General features: G+C 59.5%; 16 protein-coding genes and 1 tRNA gene. 9 read left to right on the top strand and 8 right to left on the bottom strand.

Annotation, left to right across the window (positions count from 1 at the left end; translation table 11 throughout):
• Positions 1-55: 55 nt before the first annotated feature.
• Complete coding sequence (locus tag HW554_RS16170; RefSeq protein WP_176909621.1) at positions 56-1,804, bottom strand: ABC transporter substrate-binding protein; 1,749 nt, start codon at positions 1,802-1,804, stop codon at positions 56-58.
• Positions 1,805-1,944: 140 nt separating this feature from the next.
• Here HW554_RS16170 and HW554_RS16175 point away from each other — a divergent pair, with 140 nt between their 5' ends.
• From HW554_RS16175 to lepB, 6 genes are all read left to right on the top strand, one after another.
• Positions 1,945-2,760, top strand: coding sequence for a ParA family protein (locus HW554_RS16175; RefSeq protein WP_176909622.1), 816 nt, complete (start codon positions 1,945-1,947; stop codon positions 2,758-2,760).
• A gap of 142 nt (positions 2,761-2,902) precedes the next feature.
• Positions 2,903-3,313 carry a hypothetical protein gene (locus HW554_RS16180; protein ID WP_176909623.1) on the top strand — a complete coding sequence of 137 codons (411 nt, stop codon included), beginning with the start codon at positions 2,903-2,905 and terminating at the stop codon, positions 3,311-3,313.
• 219 nt (positions 3,314-3,532) lie between these two features.
• Positions 3,533-4,477, top strand: a complete 945-nt coding sequence (locus tag HW554_RS16185) for a ParB/RepB/Spo0J family partition protein (protein WP_176909624.1) — start codon at positions 3,533-3,535, stop codon at positions 4,475-4,477.
• A gap of 154 nt (positions 4,478-4,631) precedes the next feature.
• Positions 4,632-5,228, top strand: a complete 597-nt coding sequence (locus tag HW554_RS16190; protein WP_176909625.1) for a DUF5683 domain-containing protein — start codon at positions 4,632-4,634, stop codon at positions 5,226-5,228.
• A 98-nt stretch (positions 5,229-5,326) separates the two neighbouring features.
• Entirely contained in the window at positions 5,327-6,046 is a 720-nt protein-coding gene (gene dapB, locus HW554_RS16195) for a 4-hydroxy-tetrahydrodipicolinate reductase (protein ID WP_176909626.1), read from the top strand.
• A 191-nt stretch (positions 6,047-6,237) separates the two neighbouring features.
• The gene (lepB, locus tag HW554_RS16200; RefSeq protein WP_176909627.1) at positions 6,238-7,455 is read left to right on the top strand and encodes a signal peptidase I; all 1,218 of its coding nucleotides are present in this window, start codon (positions 6,238-6,240) and stop codon (positions 7,453-7,455) included.
• Positions 7,456-7,602: 147 nt separating this feature from the next.
• On the opposite strand, the gene HW554_RS16205 is transcribed toward lepB, so the two are convergent.
• Positions 7,603-8,268, bottom strand: a complete 666-nt coding sequence (locus HW554_RS16205) for a uracil-DNA glycosylase (RefSeq protein WP_176909628.1) — start codon at positions 8,266-8,268, stop codon at positions 7,603-7,605.
• A 132-nt stretch (positions 8,269-8,400) separates the two neighbouring features.
• On the opposite strand from HW554_RS16205, the gene apaG reads away from it, so the two are divergent.
• Both apaG and HW554_RS16215 read left to right on the top strand, forming a co-directional pair.
• Positions 8,401-8,787, top strand: coding sequence for a Co2+/Mg2+ efflux protein ApaG (apaG, locus tag HW554_RS16210; RefSeq protein ID WP_116942034.1), 387 nt, complete (start codon positions 8,401-8,403; stop codon positions 8,785-8,787).
• Positions 8,788-9,094: 307 nt separating this feature from the next.
• A complete protein-coding gene (locus tag HW554_RS16215; RefSeq protein ID WP_176909629.1) occupies positions 9,095-9,928 on the top strand; it encodes an O-methyltransferase in 834 nt (277 codons plus the stop codon).
• A gap of 153 nt (positions 9,929-10,081) precedes the next feature.
• On the opposite strand, the gene kdsA is transcribed toward HW554_RS16215, so the two are convergent.
• Entirely contained in the window at positions 10,082-10,906 is an 825-nt protein-coding gene (gene kdsA / locus HW554_RS16220) for a 3-deoxy-8-phosphooctulonate synthase (RefSeq protein ID WP_176909630.1), read from the bottom strand.
• Positions 10,907-10,956: 50 nt separating this feature from the next.
• Positions 10,957-11,574: a methyltransferase domain-containing protein gene (locus HW554_RS16225; protein ID WP_176909631.1), complete on the bottom strand. Its 618-nt coding sequence runs from the start codon at positions 11,572-11,574 to the stop codon at positions 10,957-10,959.
• Positions 11,575-11,686: 112 nt separating this feature from the next.
• On the opposite strand from HW554_RS16225, the gene HW554_RS16230 reads away from it, so the two are divergent.
• A complete protein-coding gene (locus HW554_RS16230) occupies positions 11,687-12,634 on the top strand; it encodes a hypothetical protein (protein WP_176909632.1) in 948 nt (315 codons plus the stop codon).
• 131 nt (positions 12,635-12,765) lie between these two features.
• Here HW554_RS16230 and cphA read toward each other — a convergent pair whose 3' ends face one another.
• The 4 genes from cphA to HW554_RS16250 all read right to left on the bottom strand — a co-directional run bounded on the left by cphA (position 12,766) and on the right by HW554_RS16250 (position 18,380).
• Positions 12,766-15,408, bottom strand: coding sequence for a cyanophycin synthetase (gene cphA / locus HW554_RS16235; protein WP_176909633.1), 2,643 nt, complete (start codon positions 15,406-15,408; stop codon positions 12,766-12,768).
• Positions 15,409-15,637: 229 nt separating this feature from the next.
• Positions 15,638-15,708: transfer RNA gene (locus HW554_RS16240), tRNA-Cys, on the bottom strand.
• Positions 15,709-16,031: 323 nt separating this feature from the next.
• Positions 16,032-17,861, bottom strand: coding sequence for a 30S ribosomal protein S1 (gene rpsA, locus HW554_RS16245; RefSeq protein ID WP_176909634.1), 1,830 nt, complete (start codon positions 17,859-17,861; stop codon positions 16,032-16,034).
• Positions 17,862-18,008: 147 nt separating this feature from the next.
• Positions 18,009-18,380, bottom strand: coding sequence for a hypothetical protein (locus HW554_RS16250; protein ID WP_176909635.1), 372 nt, complete (start codon positions 18,378-18,380; stop codon positions 18,009-18,011).
• Between the last annotated feature and the right edge of the window lie 79 nt (positions 18,381-18,459).

The following is an 18,459-nucleotide window of genomic DNA, read 5'->3' on the forward strand; positions in this document are numbered from 1 at the left end:
TCGCTCCGCTCAGAATGACACTCTATTTTCTCACCCAAGTACTCTCCTCGCCCATTTACTCCTTGCTCACCCGCTCCAGCACCAGCTGGTTCATAGGGTTGGGCGTGAGGCCGCGCACGTTGTTCTGGGTCAGGCGCACCACTTCATCGTAATACACGCTGATAACCGGGCATTCGGCCACGATGATGCGGTCCATTTCCTGGTAAAGGGCATAGCGCTTCGCATCGTTTTGTTCGAGCTTGGCCTGCTGGTAAAGGCGGTCGTAGGTGGCGCTTTTGAAGTGAGTTTTGTTGGGGCCAGCGGGCGCGAAATTGGGGCTGTAGAACAGGGCCAGGTAGTTTTCGGCATCGGGGTAGTCGCCGAGCCAACTTCGGGTGAAGAAGGCGGCGCGGCCGTTATCAATCATTTCGCCGTGCGCGGCGCCCTGGTTCACGTCAATTTCGACCAGCACGCCCACTTCGGCCCACTTTTTCTGGTAGTACTCGCACAGTTCCTTGGTTTCGGCCACCGTGTTGAGGCGCAGCCGTAACGGCTTGCCTGGCCCGTAGCCGGCCGCCGCCAGCAGCAGCCGCGCTTTGGCCAGCTGGTAAGTATAGCCCGGCACTTTGACGGCACTGAACGAGGGCAGCGAGGCCGGCACAAAACCCGAGTTGCCCGGCCGGCCCACGTTGTTGAGGAAGTAGGCCAGCAGCTCGGGCTTGTTGAGGGCGTAGTTGAGCGCCTGCCGTACCCGCTTATCCTGCAGGGCGCGGCCGGTGGTCAGGTTGTCGCCCCGCAGGTTGGTCAGGTCCTGCTGCATGCCGATGTACTCCGTGTTCAGGTAGGGCACCTTCTGCAGCCGGAACTTACCCTGGAAATCCTCGCGCACCTCACCGTCGGGGTACATAATCAGGTCGCGCGAGCCGCTGCGGATGCCACTCAGGAAGTCGAGCTTGCCCTGCATAAAGGTCAGGAACTCGGTTTTGCGGTCCTGGATGAAGGTAATCTGCACCGCGTCGAGGTAGGGCAACTGCTTGCCCTGCGCGTCTTTCTTCCAGTAGTTGGGGTTGCGGTGGTAAATGATGGCGTTGCCCTCGTCCCACTCCTTGAACCGGAACGGCCCGGTACCCACCGGATGCGCCCGGAAATCCTTGCCCCACTTCTGCACCGCCTCCCGGGGCACCACATAGGCGTAAGGCATGGTCAGGATGCCCAGGAACGGGATAAACGGCTCTTTCAGGTGAATGCGCAGCGTGGAGTCGTTCACGGCCACGAAGCAGGTATCCGATGGTTCGCCGCCAGCCTGCTCCAGCACTTTGCCCCGGAAAATCCAGCCGCCGGGGCTGGCCGTGGCCCCATCGAGCAGCCGTTTGAACGAGTACACGAAATCCTGGGCCGTTACGCGCCGGCCTTTGCCGCCGGTAAACACATCGGCATCATGGAAACGAACTTCGGGCCGCAGCCAGAAGGTATAGGTGGTGCCTTCGGGCGAGATGCGGTAGCGCCGGGCCAGGCTGGGACCGGGGCGCAGGCTGTCGTCGAGCTCTACCAAACCGTTGTAGAGCTGGGTGGTGGCCCAGGTATTGGCCTGGTTGCGGGCGAAGGCGGGGTCGAGCGAGGTGAGGCTTTCGGGCTGGTTGTAGCGGAACACCCGGCGCGCATCAGTCGGAGCCGTCGAATCGGTGCAGGCGGCCAGCACCAGCAGCAGCGGCAGTACCAACAGCAGCGGCAGGCGCTGCAGCACCCGCCCGAACAGCCGTGGCGTTAGCGGTTGGAAACGCACAAATCCCGCGGTGCGGGGCAGAATTGGAAGCAGGGGAACCATGAAACCGTGTATATTTGCCAAAGGTATCTTCCCGGCCGGGATTTGCTTCCGCGCCACTCTACGGCGTTGCGCCAGTCTGGCCGCCACCTGAACTAAGCTAACAGCTAGCAGCCATCAGCTAACAGCTTTATTTCGACCTCATGGGCAAAATCATTGCCGTAGCCAATCAGAAAGGCGGTGTGGGTAAAACCACCTCCTCGATCAACCTGGCCGCCTCGCTGGCGGCGCTGGAGTACCGGACCCTGCTCGTGGATGCCGACCCGCAGGCCAACGCCACCTCCGGCGTGGGCTTCGATCCGAAGGATATAGAGAACAGCATCTACGAGTGCATGGTGGACGGCATCAATGCCCAGGACATCATTCTGCAAACCAACATCCTACCCCACCTCGACCTCATGCCCTCGCACATTGACTTGGTGGGCGCCGAGGTGGAGATGATCAACCTGCCCAACCGGGAGGAGAAGATGAAGGACGCCCTGCGTCCGCTGGCCGAACTCTACGACTTCATCATCATCGACTGCTCGCCCTCACTGGGCCTGATTACGGTGAATGCCCTCACGGCTGCCCACTCGGTTATCATCCCGGTGCAGTGCGAGTATTTTGCGCTCGAAGGCCTGGGCAAGCTGCTCAACACCGTCAAAATCATCCAGAGCCGCCTGAACGAGAACCTGGAAATCGAGGGTATTCTGCTCACGATGTATGACGTGCGTTTGCGCCTGAGCAACCAGGTAGTCGAGGAGGTAAAGCTGCATTTCCAGCAGCTGGTGTTCGATACCATCATCCCGCGCAATGTGAAGCTGAGCGAGTCGCCCAGCTTCGGCATCCCCGTCATTCTGCACGACGCCGAAAGCAAGGGCAGCATCAGCTACCTCAACCTGGCCCGCGAAATCGTGGAAAAGAACATCGAAGCCATCAACGGAGGCGGTAACGAGGAGCGCAAGGACGCCGCGGCGTAGGAAACGCACGAGTTGTAGGGGCGGGGCTTGCCCCCGCCCGCCGCTGGAACGAACCGTTCGGTAACCGTTCAACGGCGGGCGGGGACAAGCCCCGCCCCTACACTCGTGTTATGAACCAGACAACCAGTAAGCCTGATTAAAAATGCAGCTGCGTCCTAAATACCTGCTGGTGGCGGCCGCAGTGGCGCTGCTGCTGTGGTTCGTGTTCGATGCCCTGACCCAGCCCGGTCCCCAGGACCTAGACGGTGGCTTCACGGAGGTGGCCCTGTACCGCAACGAGAACAACACCGGCCCGGTGCAGCGCATTTATGCCGTAACTGTGGCCGACACCGCCCGCTGGGCCGAAATGCAGCAGTACGGCGAGTACATGCCCTACACCAAGTACGGCAACACCAAGGTGTATTTCTTCGCCGCCGCCCGCCCCGCGCCCAAGCAGTTGCAGCCCGGCTCCGAGCCGTTTGCGGCGGAGTTCCGCACCAACTGCCTGGCCGTGTACGAGAAGGACTTGCTGAGCAACGTCAGCTTTAAGCGCCTGCCTTTCCGGCAGCCCTAGCCTAGCGGGCCGAAGCTGGCAGGCGGGCCACTTCCCCTTTTCGAAGCCGCAACCTCAACTGTAGATAGCCGATGAATTTTGCCGGCTAAGTAGCTCACTGCCGCGTGTTTCACGGTTTTTCTGTCGGCGTGGAACATTTTTATCCCGGCATCCCGCTTGTTTGTGTATTTTTGACTCCCGCTTTTGCTCCGTGCTATTGGGTGAGAGCGGCTTGCAGGTATGTCTGAAAAAAACGAAGAGAAGAACTCATTCCCCGCGACTCCCAAGCGCCGGGTAGGTGGCCTGGGCCGCGGCCTGAATGCCCTGATTGAGGGTAGCTACGAGAAGAAAAGCGAGCGGATGGGCGGCCTAGTGCCCCACCCCGTCAACTCGGTGGGCCTGATTCCGGTAGGCCAGATCCAGGCCAACCCGTACCAGCCCCGCACCCACTTCGACCAGGACGCGCTACGCGAGCTGGCCGAAAGCATCCGCGTGCAGGGCATCATTCAGCCCGTTACGCTACGCCAGACGGGCACCAACTCCTACCAGCTCATTTCGGGCGAGCGGCGTCTGCAGGCCTCCAAGCTGGCCGGCCTCGACGCCATTCCGGCCTACATCCGCAAGGCCGACGACCAGCAGATGCTGGAGATGGCCCTGATCGAGAACATCCAGCGCGAAAACCTCAACGCCATCGAAATTGCCCTCAGCTACCAACGCCTGGTGAGCGAGTGCAACCTCAAGCAGGAAGAGCTGGGCGACCGGGTGGGCAAAAACCGCTCGACCGTAACCAACTACCTGCGCCTGCTCAAGCTGCCGCCCGATATTCAGATCGGCCTGCGCGACACGGTTATCAGCATGGGCCACGCCCGCGCCCTCATCAGCATCGAGAGCATGGACCAGCAGCTGGCTTTGTTCCGGCGCATTGTGGCCGAGGAGCTTTCGGTGCGCAAGGTAGAGCAGCTGGTGCGCGGCGGCGCGGGCGGCGAAACCGACAAAAAACCGGGTAGCACACCCGAGCCAGTGGTACCGGTAGCCGAAATCAAGCGGACCGAGCGCCACCTTTCGGAGCGCTTTGGCAGCCGGGTGATGGTGAAGCCGGGGCCGCAGGGCCGGGGCGAAATCAAGATTGCCTTCGATTCGGTGGAGGATATGCAGCGTATTCTGCACATTCTGCAGCCTTCCTAGCCGCAGCCGGTACTTTATACCAGAGCCCCTGTGTAGCGCGTTGGCTGGAAACCGGTCGTATTGATCCGGTTTTCCGGCCGTTCGCGCGGCTCGCTCCAATTCCGTCTGTATGCTTCGCTCCCATTTTTCTCTGCTTTTTGCCTTGATCCTACCCGTGGCTGCGCTGTGGCCGTCGGCAGTTTCGGCCCAGGTTGTTACAGCCGGATCCGACTCGGTGCAGGTAGCCTCACGGCCGACCGCCGCCGATTCGGCGCGGCGTACCGAGCGGCTACTGGGCATGCGGGTTACGCGGCCCCAGAAAGCGGCGCTATTGGCCCTGGTGCTGCCGGGGGCGGGCCAAGTGTACAACCGCCGCTACTGGAAGCTGCCCCTGGTATATGGGGGCCTGGGTGGCGTGGGCTACGGTTTGTACTTCTACCAAACCGGCTACCGCGAGTACGCCGACGGCAAAAACCAGCTGATTGCCAACCCGGATATGGACATTAGCAAATTGGAGGGCAAGCGGGTGAGCCAGGAAACGAGTGCAGCCAATGTGCAGCGGGGCGTAAATTTCTACCGCCGCAACCGCGACACGTTTATTGCCTACACGGCCGTGGTATACGGCATCACCATCCTCGACGCACTGGTAGACGCCCACCTGCGCAACTTCGACGTCAGCGACGACCTTAGTCTGCGCCTCGACCCGGCCCTACTTCCCAACCCGGGGCAGGCCCCGCGCGCCGGCCTCGCCCTCACGCTTTATGTGAAGTAACGGGGTTCGGCAACCCACATCCTGCCCCTGCTCTTTTGGCTCCTCTTTCTTCCGATTATCCGCTATTTACTAGCGCCTGACTTCTAGCTTCTTCCAAAATGAATATTCTCCTGATCGGCTACGGCAAAATGGGCCGGGCCATCGAAGCCCAGGCCCGGGCCCGGGGCCACCAGATTGCCGGCATCATCGACCCCAGCCGGCCCGAGGTAAGCATCACCGATTTCACACCTGCCCAAGTAGACGTGGCCATCGAATTCACCCACCCCGATGCGGCTTTCCAGAACGTGGCGGCCTGCCTGCGGGCCGGCCTGCCGGTGGTGTGTGGGTCTACGGGCTGGCTGCACCATTTCGGCGAAGCCAAGGCCCTGAGCCAGCAAACCGGCACACCGCTGTTTTACGCCTCCAACTATAGTGTGGGCGTGAACCTGTTCTTCCACTTCAGCGAGTACATGGCCGCCAAAATGCACCAGTTTGGCGGCTACGATGTGCAGGTTCGCGAAATCCATCACACCCAGAAGGTCGACCAGCCCAGCGGCACGGCCCTGACGGTGGCCGAAGGCATTCTGCGGCACTTCCCCGGTAAAACCACCTGGCGCAACGAGGCTACCAGCGAGGCACACGAGCTGGCCGTGCTTTCGGAGCGCGAGGGCGCGGTTATCGGCACCCATATCGTTACGTACTCCTGCCCCGCCGATACCATCGAGCTCAAGCATGAGGCCCACACCCGCGAAGGCTTCGTGCAGGGCGCGCTGCTGGCCGCCGAGTGGCTGCCCGGCCGCCAGGGTGTGTTCGGCATGAACGACCTGCTGGGGCTGTAGGTGAACGAGTTAATGACCGGTGTAGGGGCGGGGCTTAGCTGCGCTATCCCTACCTCGTACGGCTACTTCCTAACATCACGCATTCGCCTATTGCTTATCCGCAGTTCGCGCATTATTTCGCATCTTCCATCGTTCAAACCGTAGCGCTCCGGCCTTGGCCGGCAGTTCGCTTTTTCTGGCTCAATTGCATCATGGCAGTACAATCCTGGGAGAAATACCTCGAAAATAATCCGGCCGGCCCGGCACCGACGGGCGGCCCCGCGCCTGTGGCCAAGAAACGCAAGGGCCCGATTCGCGAGTGGGGCGACGCTATTCTGTTCGCTGTAATTGCGGCCACGCTCATCCGCTGGGCCACGTTTGAAGCCTACACCATCCCGACGCCCAGCATGGAGCACACGCTGCTGGTGGGCGACTACCTGTTTGTGAGCAAGCTGCACTATGGCCCGCGCACGCCCCAAACGCCGCTGCAGGTGCCCCTCACCCACCAGACCGTCTGGGGTACCAGCCTGAAAAGCTACTCCGAAGCCATTCAGTTGCCCAGCTACCGGCTGCCGGGCTTCTCGGAGGTGAAAAACAACGACGTAGTGGTATTCAATGTGCCCTTCGAGGCCGAACACCCCGCCGACCTGCGCACCAACTACATCAAGCGTTGCGTAGCCATAGCCGGCGACGTGCTCGAAGTGCGCCAGAGTCAGGTGTATATCAATGGGAAGCCCGCCGAGAACTTCCCCGAGATGCAGAACAGCTACTACCTGCAGGTGCCCCAGGCCAACGACGAGCTGATGACGGCGTTCAAGGAGCAGGGCATTGTGGAGTACAACACGCCCGACGGCCTGCCCTACCAGGAAAACAGCGCTGAGTACGGCCCGGGCTACCTCATCAGCATGACCCCGGCTTCGTACAACTACTTCAAGCAGCAGCCCTACGTGAAGGGCATTATTGAGCTGAAGACGCCCGTAGGCCAGCGCGAAGGCCAGGAGGTGTTCCCCAATAATCCCGACTATCCCTACAGCCAGTCCCTGTCGCCCGCACCTTACCCCAGCTGGAACAAGGATAACTACGGCCCCCTGCAGATTCCGAAGGAAGGCCAGACCGTGCAGCTAACGGCCCAGAACACGCCCCAGTACCTGAAAATCATCACCCGCTACGAGCACAACGAGGGCATCACCGTCGATGGCACGGGCCGGATTCTGCAGAACGGCCAGCCGCTCACGAGCTACACGTTCAAGCAGGACTACTACTTCATGATGGGCGACAACCGCCACAACTCGCTCGATTCGCGCTTCTGGGGCTTCGTACCCAAAGACCATATCGTGGGCAAAGCCGTGCTCATCTGGATGTCAGTAGACCCGAATGGCAGCTTCCTGAGCAAAATTCGCTGGAACCGCCTGTTCAACTTAGTCCATTAACACAGGGATTCAGCGCGTAGCAAACTGTCATCCTGAGCAAAGCGAAGGACCTTATCACATCAGAACGAACCGCCTTTGCGATTATCGATCTGATGTGATAAGGTCCTTCGCTTTGCTCAGGATGACAGTTTGCTACGCGCTACGTACTCACCACTGAATAGGCTGCTCGTTGTGCTGTTCGAGGTAGGCGTTGGTCTGGCTGAAGGGGCGGCTGCCGAAGAAGCCGCGGTCGGCGGCGTAGGGTGAGGGATGGGCGGCTTTGAGCACGAGATGCTTGCGGGCGTCAATAATTTCACCCTTTTTCTGGGCAGAGGCTCCCCAGAGGATAAACACAATGTGCTCCTTCTGGTCGGAAATGGCTTGAATGGCGGCGTCGGTGAACTGTTCCCAGCCTTTCTTCTGGTGGCTGGCGGGCTCCTTGGCGCGCACCGTGAGCGTAGCATTGAGCAGCAGCACGCCCTGCTGGGCCCACCGGTCGAGGTTACCGTTGGGCGCCGGGGCCGTAGCGGGCAAATCGGTGGCTAGCTCCTTGAACACGTTCTGAAGTGAAGGTGGCGGGCGCACGCCCTCAACCACCGAGAAGCTCAGGCCGTGGGCCTGGCCCCGGCCATGGTAGGGGTCTTGTCCCAGAATCACCACTTTCAGCTTATCAAACGGGCAGGCCTCGAAGGCATGGAAGATTTGGGGGCCGGGCGGAAACACTTCGGCCGTGGCGTATTCGCCCTTCACAAAGGCAATCAGGTGCTGGAAATAAGGCTTTTCGAACTCAGAGCCCAGCGCCTGCCGCCAACTTTCTTCTATCTTAACCGACATACGAACCAGTATTATTTGTTAGTTTTTGTTAGTTTGAGACGGTATTGGCAGCCCGGACTGCGTAGAGGGAGGTAAGTAAACCAAACGCAGGCCCGGGCTGTTACCCTTTTTCTTCTTTGGAACTCCGCCGTTATGAATACGACCACCACTCAGGGCGTAACCGTCAGCGTTACTACCAACTATTTGCCCGACTATTCAAGCCCCGGTCAGGAGCATTACGTTTTTGCCTATAAAATTGATATTCGCAACAACAGCGAATATACCGTGAAGCTACTGCGCCGCCACTGGTTTATTTCGGATGCCAATGGCGTAGTGCGCGAGGTAGAAGGCGAAGGTGTGGTAGGCCAGCAGCCGGTACTCGAACCTGGCGAATCGCACCAGTACGTGTCGGGCTGCAACCTGAAATCGGGCGTGGGCAAGATGCGCGGCACCTATCAGATGGAGCGCATAATGGACGGCAGCGAGTTCGACGTTGAAATCCCGGAGTTCACCCTCATCGTGCCCTACCGCCTGAATTAATGGCTCGGTTTGATATCTGAGCTGTTTATAGCCGCCTCCGGGCGGCTCTTTTTTTATGAGTTGAGGGTTCCAGAAGGACTATTGATTTATAGAACAACGTAGGGGCGGGGCTTGCCCCCGCCCCTACGTTGAACAGCCCGTGTGGGAATCATTTAACGGCGGGCGGGGGCAAGCCCCGCCCCTACGTCGTTCTGCAACTTCCCCCCTGCTTGTCCAGCGTGGGGAGGGGTAAGCCCCGCCCTTATGCGCTCATCAGCTAATCGGTTTCTACCTTTCCGGCTTCAACCCAATTCTCCGCAACCGCGCCTTGCTTTTTCAGATTCTCAGCTACCTCCGTTTCCTGGGGCGCTCGGGCAACGCCCACGGGCTGCACTCGCCCTTCGTGTTCGGGCTCTACACGCACGTGGTCAACCACTCGGGCCGGTTTGCCGCCTACGAGGCCGTGGAGGCCCGCCGCGCCGCTCTGCTCACCGACAGCACGGCCATAACGGTGCGCGACTTCGGGGCCGGCTCGCGGGTGGCGGGGGCCGGCCGCTCGCGCCGCCTGCGCGATATTGCCCGCACCGCCGCCAAGCCGCCCAAGCTGGGGCAGCTGCTGTTTCGGCTCGTCAACCATTACCAGCCCCGCACCGTGGTGGAGTTGGGTACTTCGCTGGGCCTCACCACTGCCTACCTGGCCCTGGCAGACTCGCGGGCCCGGGTGCTCACCTTTGAGGGCTGCCCCGCCACAGCCGCCGTGGCCCGCCAGACGTTCGGGGCCGTAGGAGCCAAAAACGTTGAACTCATCGAAGGCAACCTCGACGATACCCTCGCTCCTGCCCTGGCTACCCTGTCCACGCCCGTCGATTTTGCCTTCTTCGACGGCAACCACCGCTACGAGCCCACGCTGCGCTACTTCGAGCAGCTTAACGCCCACCGCACGCCCAACAGCGTCTTCGTACTCGACGACATTCACTGGTCGGCCGAAATGGAGCGGGCCTGGGAAGCCATCCGCCAGCACCCCGATGTTACGCTCACCGTCGACCTGTTCTACATCGGCCTCGTCTTCTTCCGCCCCAACCTGCCCCGCCAGCATTTCACCCTGCGCTTCGATAACCTGCTGGACAAGCTACTGGAACGCACCCGGGTGTTTGGGGCGTAATAATCGAGTGGTCTGCTCGCTGGAAAAAAGCACGTCATGCTGAGCGGAGTCGAAGCATCTCTACCGCAATACTAATCCTGACACCAGATTTAGTATTGCGGTAGAGATGCTTCGACTCCGCTCAGCATGACGTACTTTTTTATCACCAGCCACTCAACGAATTGCCTCGCGTACCCGTGTCAGCTTGATTAGCAGGTCTTCCAGCTGGTCGAGGGGCAGCATGTTGGCTCCGTCAGATTTGGCGGTGGCGGGCGTGGGGTGGGTTTCGATGAACAGGCCATCGGCACCTACGGCAATGGCGGCTTTGGCAATGGTTTCGATGAGCGCGGGCTGGCCGCCGGTTACGCCGCTGCTTTGGTTGGGGCGCTGCAACGAGTGCGTAACGTCCATGATAACGGGGACGCCAAAGGCGCGCATAGCGGGCAGGTTGCGGAAATCGACCACCAGATCGGAGTAGCCGAACGAGTTGCCGCGGTCGGTTAGCAGCACGTTATCGTTGCCCGACTGGCGCACTTTGTCCACCGCAAACTGCATGGCCTCCCCGTTCAGAAACTGGCCTTTCTTCACGTTCACCACTTTGCCAGTCTGGGCGGCGGCCACCAGCAAATCGGTCTGCCGGCACAGGAAAGCCGGAATCTGGAGCACATCCACGTACTCGGCGGCCATGGCAGCCTCGCCCGACTCGTGGATGTCGGTAACCGTGGGCACGCCGATTTCGCGGCTTACCTTCTGCAGGATGCGCAGGGCTTTTTCGTCGCCGATGCCGGTGTAGGAATCGAGGCGCGAGCGGTTGGCCTTGCGGTACGAGCCCTTAAAGATGAACGGAATCTGGAGCTTATCGGTGATGTGCTGGATGCGCTCGGCAATGTGCAGCGCCATGTCCTCACCCTCAATCACGCAGGGGCCGGCCATCAGAAAAAACTGACCGGAATTGGTATTACGAAAGTGCGGCAGCGCGTTGGCAAGGGCTTCTAGCATGAGCTTAAGTATTTGAGGACAGAGATAGTGAGGAGAACTGGTTTGTGCGGCTATTCGGGCAGCGTGGCCTTCCTTTTCAAACAGATAAATAGCTCCCGGCCCTGACGGGGCGGCAGCGAGTTGATAGCGGCGGCGAAGTGCCCGAAATCGAAATACGGCTCGAAGTAGGTGCGGTACTCCTCGCGAGAGCCCCCAAAGGGCGGGCCGGCCTGGGCAAATTCGGTATCGAAGAGCAGGCCCATGAGCGTACCACCGGGTCGCAGCAGCCGGGCGCACTGGCGGGCATAAGCAGGCCGCAGGCCGGGGTTGAGGGCGCAAAAGAAGGTTTGCTCCACGATGAGGTCGAAGAGCGGGGCAGGTTCCAGAGCAAAGAAGTCGGCCAGCAGCAGCTGGACCGCCGGGAAGTCCGGAACACGGGCCTGTAAGTCTTCCAGGGCCGCAGGGGCAAGGTCGGCTACAAACACCCCGGGCCAGCCGGCGCGGTGCAGGTATTCGGCCTCGTAGCCGCGGCCGGCCCCCGGAATAAGGATGCGGCGACTATCGGGCAAACCCAGCTGATTGAAATATTCGCGCAGCGGGGGCGTTATCCCCCCCGCATCCCAGCCAGTCTGGCCGATTTCGTAGCGTTGCTGCCAGTAGGCGGTATCGAGAGCGGGTACAGGCTGCATTTCGTGGCGGGGTTGTACCTTCGGCACTTGCCGGGGTAGCAAACTCCGTTATTTTTGCCCAAAGGTACTACCGCGTCCGGACTGTCCGGACCTCCACCAAAACCCTTTCTCTATGGAACAAGATCAGAGCCCCGAACCGAAGAACAATAACCGCTTTCTGTTGATTGGGGCCCTCGTTTTGGTGCTGCTGGGCATCAACGGCTTTCTGTTCTACATGAACCAGCAGAAGAGCAAGCAGAACGAAATGCTCCAGGCCGATGTGGTAAGCAAAGACGCCAAGCTCGAAGACCAAATCAAGCAGTACGAGTCGCTGAAAGCCGATTACGAGCGCCAGAGCCAGGAAGTGCAGGGCATGGGCCTCGCCAACGACTCGCTGGTAGCCAAGTTGGCCCAGATCAACTCCGACCTGCTGAAGCTTCGCTCCTTCCGGGCCAGCAGCTTCAGCGTGTCCGAACAGCGTCGCTTCAAGCAGCGGGCTGCCAACTTTGAAACCCAGCTGCGCAAGAAAGACGAAGAAATCGTTCAGCTCAAAGCCGACAACGAAGCGCTGTACACCGAAACCACTACCCTCAAAGAGCGCCAGAACAAACTAACCGACACCATTTCGTCGGTTGTGCGCTCCAACCAGGAGTTGAGCCAGAAAGTAGCCGTGGCCTCGCGCCTGCAGTCAGAGAACATCCGGGTAAACGTGGTTAACAGCCGCGACAAGGAAAAGGAAGACACCGATAACGAGTTCAGAGCCCGGCGGGTAGAGAAAGTTAAGGTAACCTTCAACCTGGCCCGCAACGATGTGTCGCCGAAGGAAACCAAGGAAATCATGATGCGCCTGATTGAGCCGGATGGCGCCGCGCTCTACAACCTGAGCACCGGCGGTGGCACATTCATGATTGACGGCTCCGAGGCCTTCTACACGGCCAAGCAGGACATCGTATACGACAACACCCGCCAGCCTGTGCAGTTCACCTACGCCAAGGGGGCAGCCTACAAAACCGGCCTGCACACCGTTGAGCTATATGAAGGCGGCGTGCTAATTGGCAAAACCACCTTCACGCTTAAGTAGAGCGACCGAATTACCAGCGTTGTAACTGGCCCGGTTGTCAACTCCGAGCCAGACGCTAGTCAACAAAAAGAGCCGCCCCTAACGAGGTGGCTCTTTTTGTTGACTACAGAATCCGGGAAGTCCGGGGTGCCTTATCCGTGATTCGTGGCAATCTGGGCCTCGAACTCGTCGAGCTTCTGCAGCGTCGATTTAATATCTTCGGTGAACATGACAATCAGCGAACCAGGCCGGGCAGTTTGCAGCACGTGGTCCATGGCTTCCATCTCGTTTTCGATGTACGTGATGGTAATATCGGGGGCGTCGAGGCGAAGTCCCTCCGTCATCAGCTCGCGCAGTTGCTCGGCCGTTTTACCGCGTAGGTCGCGGTCCTGGCGCAGTATTACCTCATCGAATACACGGCCCACAATACGGGCAAACGCCAGCGTGTCTTCGTCGCGCCGGTCGCCGAGGCCCGAAATCACGCCTACTTTATGGGTGGCTTCGGTGGCTTCCAGAAACTGAGCGAACTTCTCCATGCCGTGGGCATTATGGGCATAGTCCACAATCACCTCGAACTGCGGGAACTTGTACACGTTCATACGGCCCGGCGTTTTCACGCCCGAAGGCACAAACGTGCGGAGCGCCTGCTTGATTTCGTCCTTTTCGAACCCGTAGCAGTAGCAAGCCAGGGCAGCGGCCATGGCGTTTTCGATGTTGAAAGTTGCCCGTCCGCCAAACGTAACCGGAAACTCCGCCGCCCGGTCGATGCGCAGCTTGTAGCTGTTTTTGTAGATGGAAATATAGCCTTCCTCGTACACTGCGGCTAGTCCGCCATGCTCGGCGTGCTCCCGGATGCGGGGGCTGTGCTCATCCATGCTGAAGAGCGCCACCCGGCAGTCGAGTTTTTCACGCATGGCATACACCAGGTCGTCGTCGGCGTTGAGCACCGCCCAGCCATTTTTGCGCACCGTGCGCGGCAGCACGCCCTTCACGGCCGCCATATCCTCCACGGTATAAATATCACGCATGCCCAGGTGGTCGGCGGCTACGTTGGTTACAATGGCCACGTCGCAGGTATGAAAACCCAGGCCCGAGCGCAGCATACCGCCGCGGGCTGTTTCGAGTACCGCGAAGTTTACCGTTGGGTCTTTCAGTACAAACTCGGCACTCTGGCCGCCGGTACAGTCGCCGCTTTGCAGCTGCACGCCTTGTATATAGATGCCGTTGGTAGTGGTGTGTCCCACTTTGTAGCCTTTGGCCGCCACAATATGGGCCAGCAGCAGCGTAGTGGTAGTTTTACCGTTGGTGCCGGTTACGGCAAAAATCGGAATCCGGGCTTTGCTGCCCGCCGGAAACAGCATATCGACAACCGGAGCCGCCACGTTGCGGGCCAGACCCTGGGTGGGCGAAATGTGCATCCGGAAGCCGGGAGCGGCATTTACCTCGATTACAGCACCGCGGGTTTCATTCAGCGGAATGGCAATATCGGAAGTCAGCAGATCGATGCCGCAGATATCGAGGCCCACGATGCCGGCCACGCGCTCGGCCATCAGCACGTTGTACGGATGCACCAGGTCGGTTACATCGGTGGCCGTACCGCCGGTGCTGATGTTGGCCGTCGTTTTCAGGTACAGCTCCTGCCCGGCAGGCAGCACCGACTCCAGCGTCAGGCTTTGGGTGAGCAGCAGGTCCTGAGTATGCTGGTCGGCCTTGATGCTGGTGAGCACTTTCTCGTGGCCGACACCGCGGCGCGGGTCCTCGTTCACCTTATCGATCAGCTGCTGAATGGTGCGCTGGCCGTCGCCGGTTACGGCAGCCGGCGTGCGCCTGGCAGCGGCAATCAGCTTGCCGTTTACCACCAGCAGCCGGAAGTCGTGGCCCTGCACCAGCTGCTCCACAATTACGGCCCGCGAGTGCTCACGGGCAGCCTTAAAGCCTTCTACGGCTTCCACCCAGCTCTTAATACCAATGGTGGCCCCGCGACCGTGGTTGCCGTTGAGCGGTTTGGTGACAATCGGAAAGCCCAGCTCTTCAATAGCCTCCCGCAATTCGTCCTCCGAATACACGGTGGTGCCGTTGGGAACAGGCACGCCGGCCGCGTCGAGCATGGCCTTGGTGCGGTTTTTATTGCCGGCTACCTCCACGCTGGCGTGGCTGGTATAGCTGGTGGTAGTGGCCCAGATGCGCTTCTGGTTGACGCCATAGCCCAGCTGAATGATGCTGCTGTTTTTAAGCTGGATGTACGGGATGTTGCGCGAGGCAGCCTCCGACACTATGCTCCAGGTACTGGGCCCGAAAAACTCTTCCTCCCTGATTTCGTGCAGCTCCTCAATCGTGCGCTCGATGCTTACCGGCCGGCCCTGGCAGATATCATCAACGAGCTGCACGGCGGCCTCGGCAGCCATGCGGCCGGCCCGCTCTTCCTGGTAGGCAAATACCACAAACTCCACCCCCGGCTCGTGCTCGGCCGGGTACGACTTGCCCCAGAAAACGGGCATGCCGGCCGTGCGCTGCAGGGCTAATGCCACATGCTGCAGCACGTAGCCCAGCGGTTCGCCGTCGGTGAGCTGCTCGGCCGTAAGCGGGGGCTTCTTCAGGATGGCTTTATCGGCATCGGAGGGTGGCGCGTCGGTCAGCCGGGGGAGCAGGCCGGGTAGCTGCTCGGCCAGCGCCGGAATGCTGCTCGACCATTTGTCGGCCAGATCCTCCAAATCCACTTTCATTACAATCAAACGGTAATGCTTAACAGACCAGAAGCTGGGGCCGCGCATAGTGCGCAGGTTCACAATTTTCATAAAGAGAAAGAGAAGAGAGAAGACGAGTTGGTGCGCGTTCTACGCAGGAACGGAATGTAAGGATAATGCACGGGTTAACTACAGCCGGGCCGCTAAATTTCGCTCCAAAAAACCGTAGTTGCGTGGCAGCCTTCCGCTTCATTCCCTCTGCTGCCCGCCGATTTCATGTGGGCGCAAAAAACCCCGATTGAAACGAATCAACCGGGGTTCAGGCAATGAGCAAAAAGAGAGGTGACGGGCGGATTCGAACCGCCGTAGGAGGTTTTGCAGACCTCTACCTAGCCGCTCGGTCACGTCACCGGGAGGGCTTTGAGGATGCAAACATACGTCTTAATCCAAAGCCAGCCAAAGCCCGGCCGCCTTTTTTGGGCCATCCGCGGGTAAGTCGTTGGCGACGTGCAGCTTCTTTTTTGGAGACAGCGCTTAGAAAAGAACGTCATTTTGAGCGGAGCGAAGAATCGCGCGTGTTGAGGTTGCAATGACAACTCCCGTCGTTGGGCTACCATTACCACCCCAGTACGCTCGATTCTTCACTCCGCTCGAAGTGACGTTCCATCAGCAAGGGCCAAAAAAAGGCCCCGACTTGCGCCGGGGCCTCTCCTATTTGCACTGAACGCTGAGTCTTACGACTCGTTATCCATCATTTTGTCACGCAGAGCCGACAGCGCGTCGAGGTCACCGAGGGTCGATTTCTCGGCCGGGGTGGTCTTCTTCATGTCGCTCAGCTTGCCTTCGCCCTGCGAAGCAGCACCGGCGGCACCAGCCGACGGCTTCTTTTTGGCAAATTTGGCAGCGCGGCCTTCTTCCTCAGCCTGCTTGTTGTACACAGCCTGGTGCGAAAGCACAACGCGACGGTCATCTTTCGAGAATTCAATCACGCGGAATTCGAGCGACTCACCGTTCTCAGCCATCGAGCCATCCTCCTTCTGAAGCGACTTGGGGTAAGCGAAGCCTTCGATGCCGTAAGGCAACTCGAGCACCGCACCACGGTCGTTCTTGTCGATGATGGTAGCCGTGTGAACCGAACCGGGAGTGAATACCGTCTGGAACGTATCCCATGGGTTTTCCTCCAGCTGCTTGTGGCCCAGGGCCAGGCGGCGGTTGGCTACGTCCAGCTCCAGTACTACCACGTCCAGACGGTCGCCCACCTTCACCATTTCGGATGGGTGCTTGATCTTCTTGGTCCACGACAGGTCCGAAACGTGCACGAGGCCGTCTACACCCTCTTCCAGCTCTACGAACAGGCCGAAGTTGGTCAGGTTACGCACAAGGCCGTTGTGGTTGGTACCGATGGCGTACTTGTCGGCGAAGTCGCCACGCGTCCATGGGTCTTCGCTGAGCTGCTTGATGCCGAGGCTCATCTTGCGGTCTTCGCGGTCGAGGGTCAGAATCTGCGCCTCTACTACGTCGCCCTGCTTGATGAAGTCCTGCGGGTTGCGCAGGTGCTGGCTCCAGCTCATTTCCGACACGTGGATCAGGCCCTCTACGCCGGGGATGATTTCCATGAATGCGCCATAATCGGCTACGTTCACGATGCGGCCCTTCACCTTGGTGCCTACACCCATGTCCTCGGGCAGCGAATCCCACGGATGCGGGGTCAGCTGCTTCAGGCCGAGGCTGATACGCTTCTTGGCTTCGTCGAAGTCAAGCACAACGATGTTGAGCTTCTGGTCGAGCTGCAGTACTTCGCTCGGGTGAGCGATGCGGCCCCACGAGATATCGGTGATGTGCAGCAGACCGTCGACACCGCCGAGGTCGATGAACACACCGAAGTTGGTCATGTTCTTGATAACGCCCTCCAGGATCTGGCCTTTCTCCAGGTTGTTGAGGATGGCTTCGCGCTGCTTCTCGAGGTCTTTCTCGATGAGCACTTTGTGCGATACCACAACGTTGTCGAACGCAGCGTTGATTTTCACCACTTTCACTTCCATGCGGCGACCCACATAGATGTCGAAGTCGCGAATAGGCTTCACGTCGATCTGCGAGCCGGGCAGGAAGGCTTCTACGCCGTCGAGGTCCATGATGAGGCCGCCTTTGGTGCGACGCTTCACCACGCCTTCGAGTACGGAATCGTTCTCCAGGGCGTCGTAGATGGCTTTCCAGGCCTGCTTGATTTTAGCTTTCTTACGGCTCAGGATGAGCTGGCCGTTGGCGTTCTCCTGCTCCTCGATGAATACCTCGACGGTGTCGCCGGCCTTCAGGTCGGGCAGGTCGCGGAATTCGGACAGGGGCACCAGACCATCGGACTTGAAGCCGATGTTCAGGATAACGTCGCGGTCGGTCATGCCAACCACGGTGCCGGTTACTACTTCTTCTTCCTGAACGGTAGTGAGTGTACCGCTGTACATCTCTTCCATTTCGGCCCGCTGCTCGGAGGTATAGTTACCACCGAAGCCGCTAGCGTCCACGTTGTCCCAGTCGAAATTGTCAACTAACTCTACTTGCTCTGCCATGATGTATTGCAGTGCCCTGATGTACACGCCGGGAGCAGGGCCCACCTCCGCAGCGCGTTTTTGCTTGATACCCAACGCCGAAGCGCCGGCCCGCCACCCTGGCAGGGCCGCAAAGATACGGAGTTTGGGTCAGGATTGAAAGGTTGCTTATTGCCTGGCTGTAAAGTTTCTGACTCGTTCAGAATAGAGGCGTAATGCCTCCGCGTGCCGGGCCAAAGTTGAATCCTGATGGCGCGCTGCTTCAATGGCGGCATTCAGGGCATGCAGATTCATCAGCGAGGCTAGCTCCTGCCTATCATCTACTGCAAGTGCCCGGACTATATCCTCCGTTTCCTGGCGCCAGATAGGCTCAGGCTGGCCGATATAGGGGTTTTTGGATGACAACAGACGCTCCAGAAACGCCGATAACCCGGATTTTTGCGGCTTTATTTCGAGCAGCAGCTCGGCAAACCGTTTTTCGATTGCGGCATACGAACCAAGCAGTTTCCCGATTTCCTCGTGACTCAGAACCTCATTCATAGCACCTGTATCCTGATAATGGATAGTTTTAATTGCCTGTTTTTTGGAGTAGGCATCATTAGCAGTCGATTAATCAACG

This window comes from Hymenobacter lapidiphilus (assembly GCF_013377885.1).
In the GTDB taxonomy this organism is placed as follows: Bacteria; Bacteroidota; Bacteroidia; order Cytophagales; family Hymenobacteraceae; genus Hymenobacter; species Hymenobacter lapidiphilus.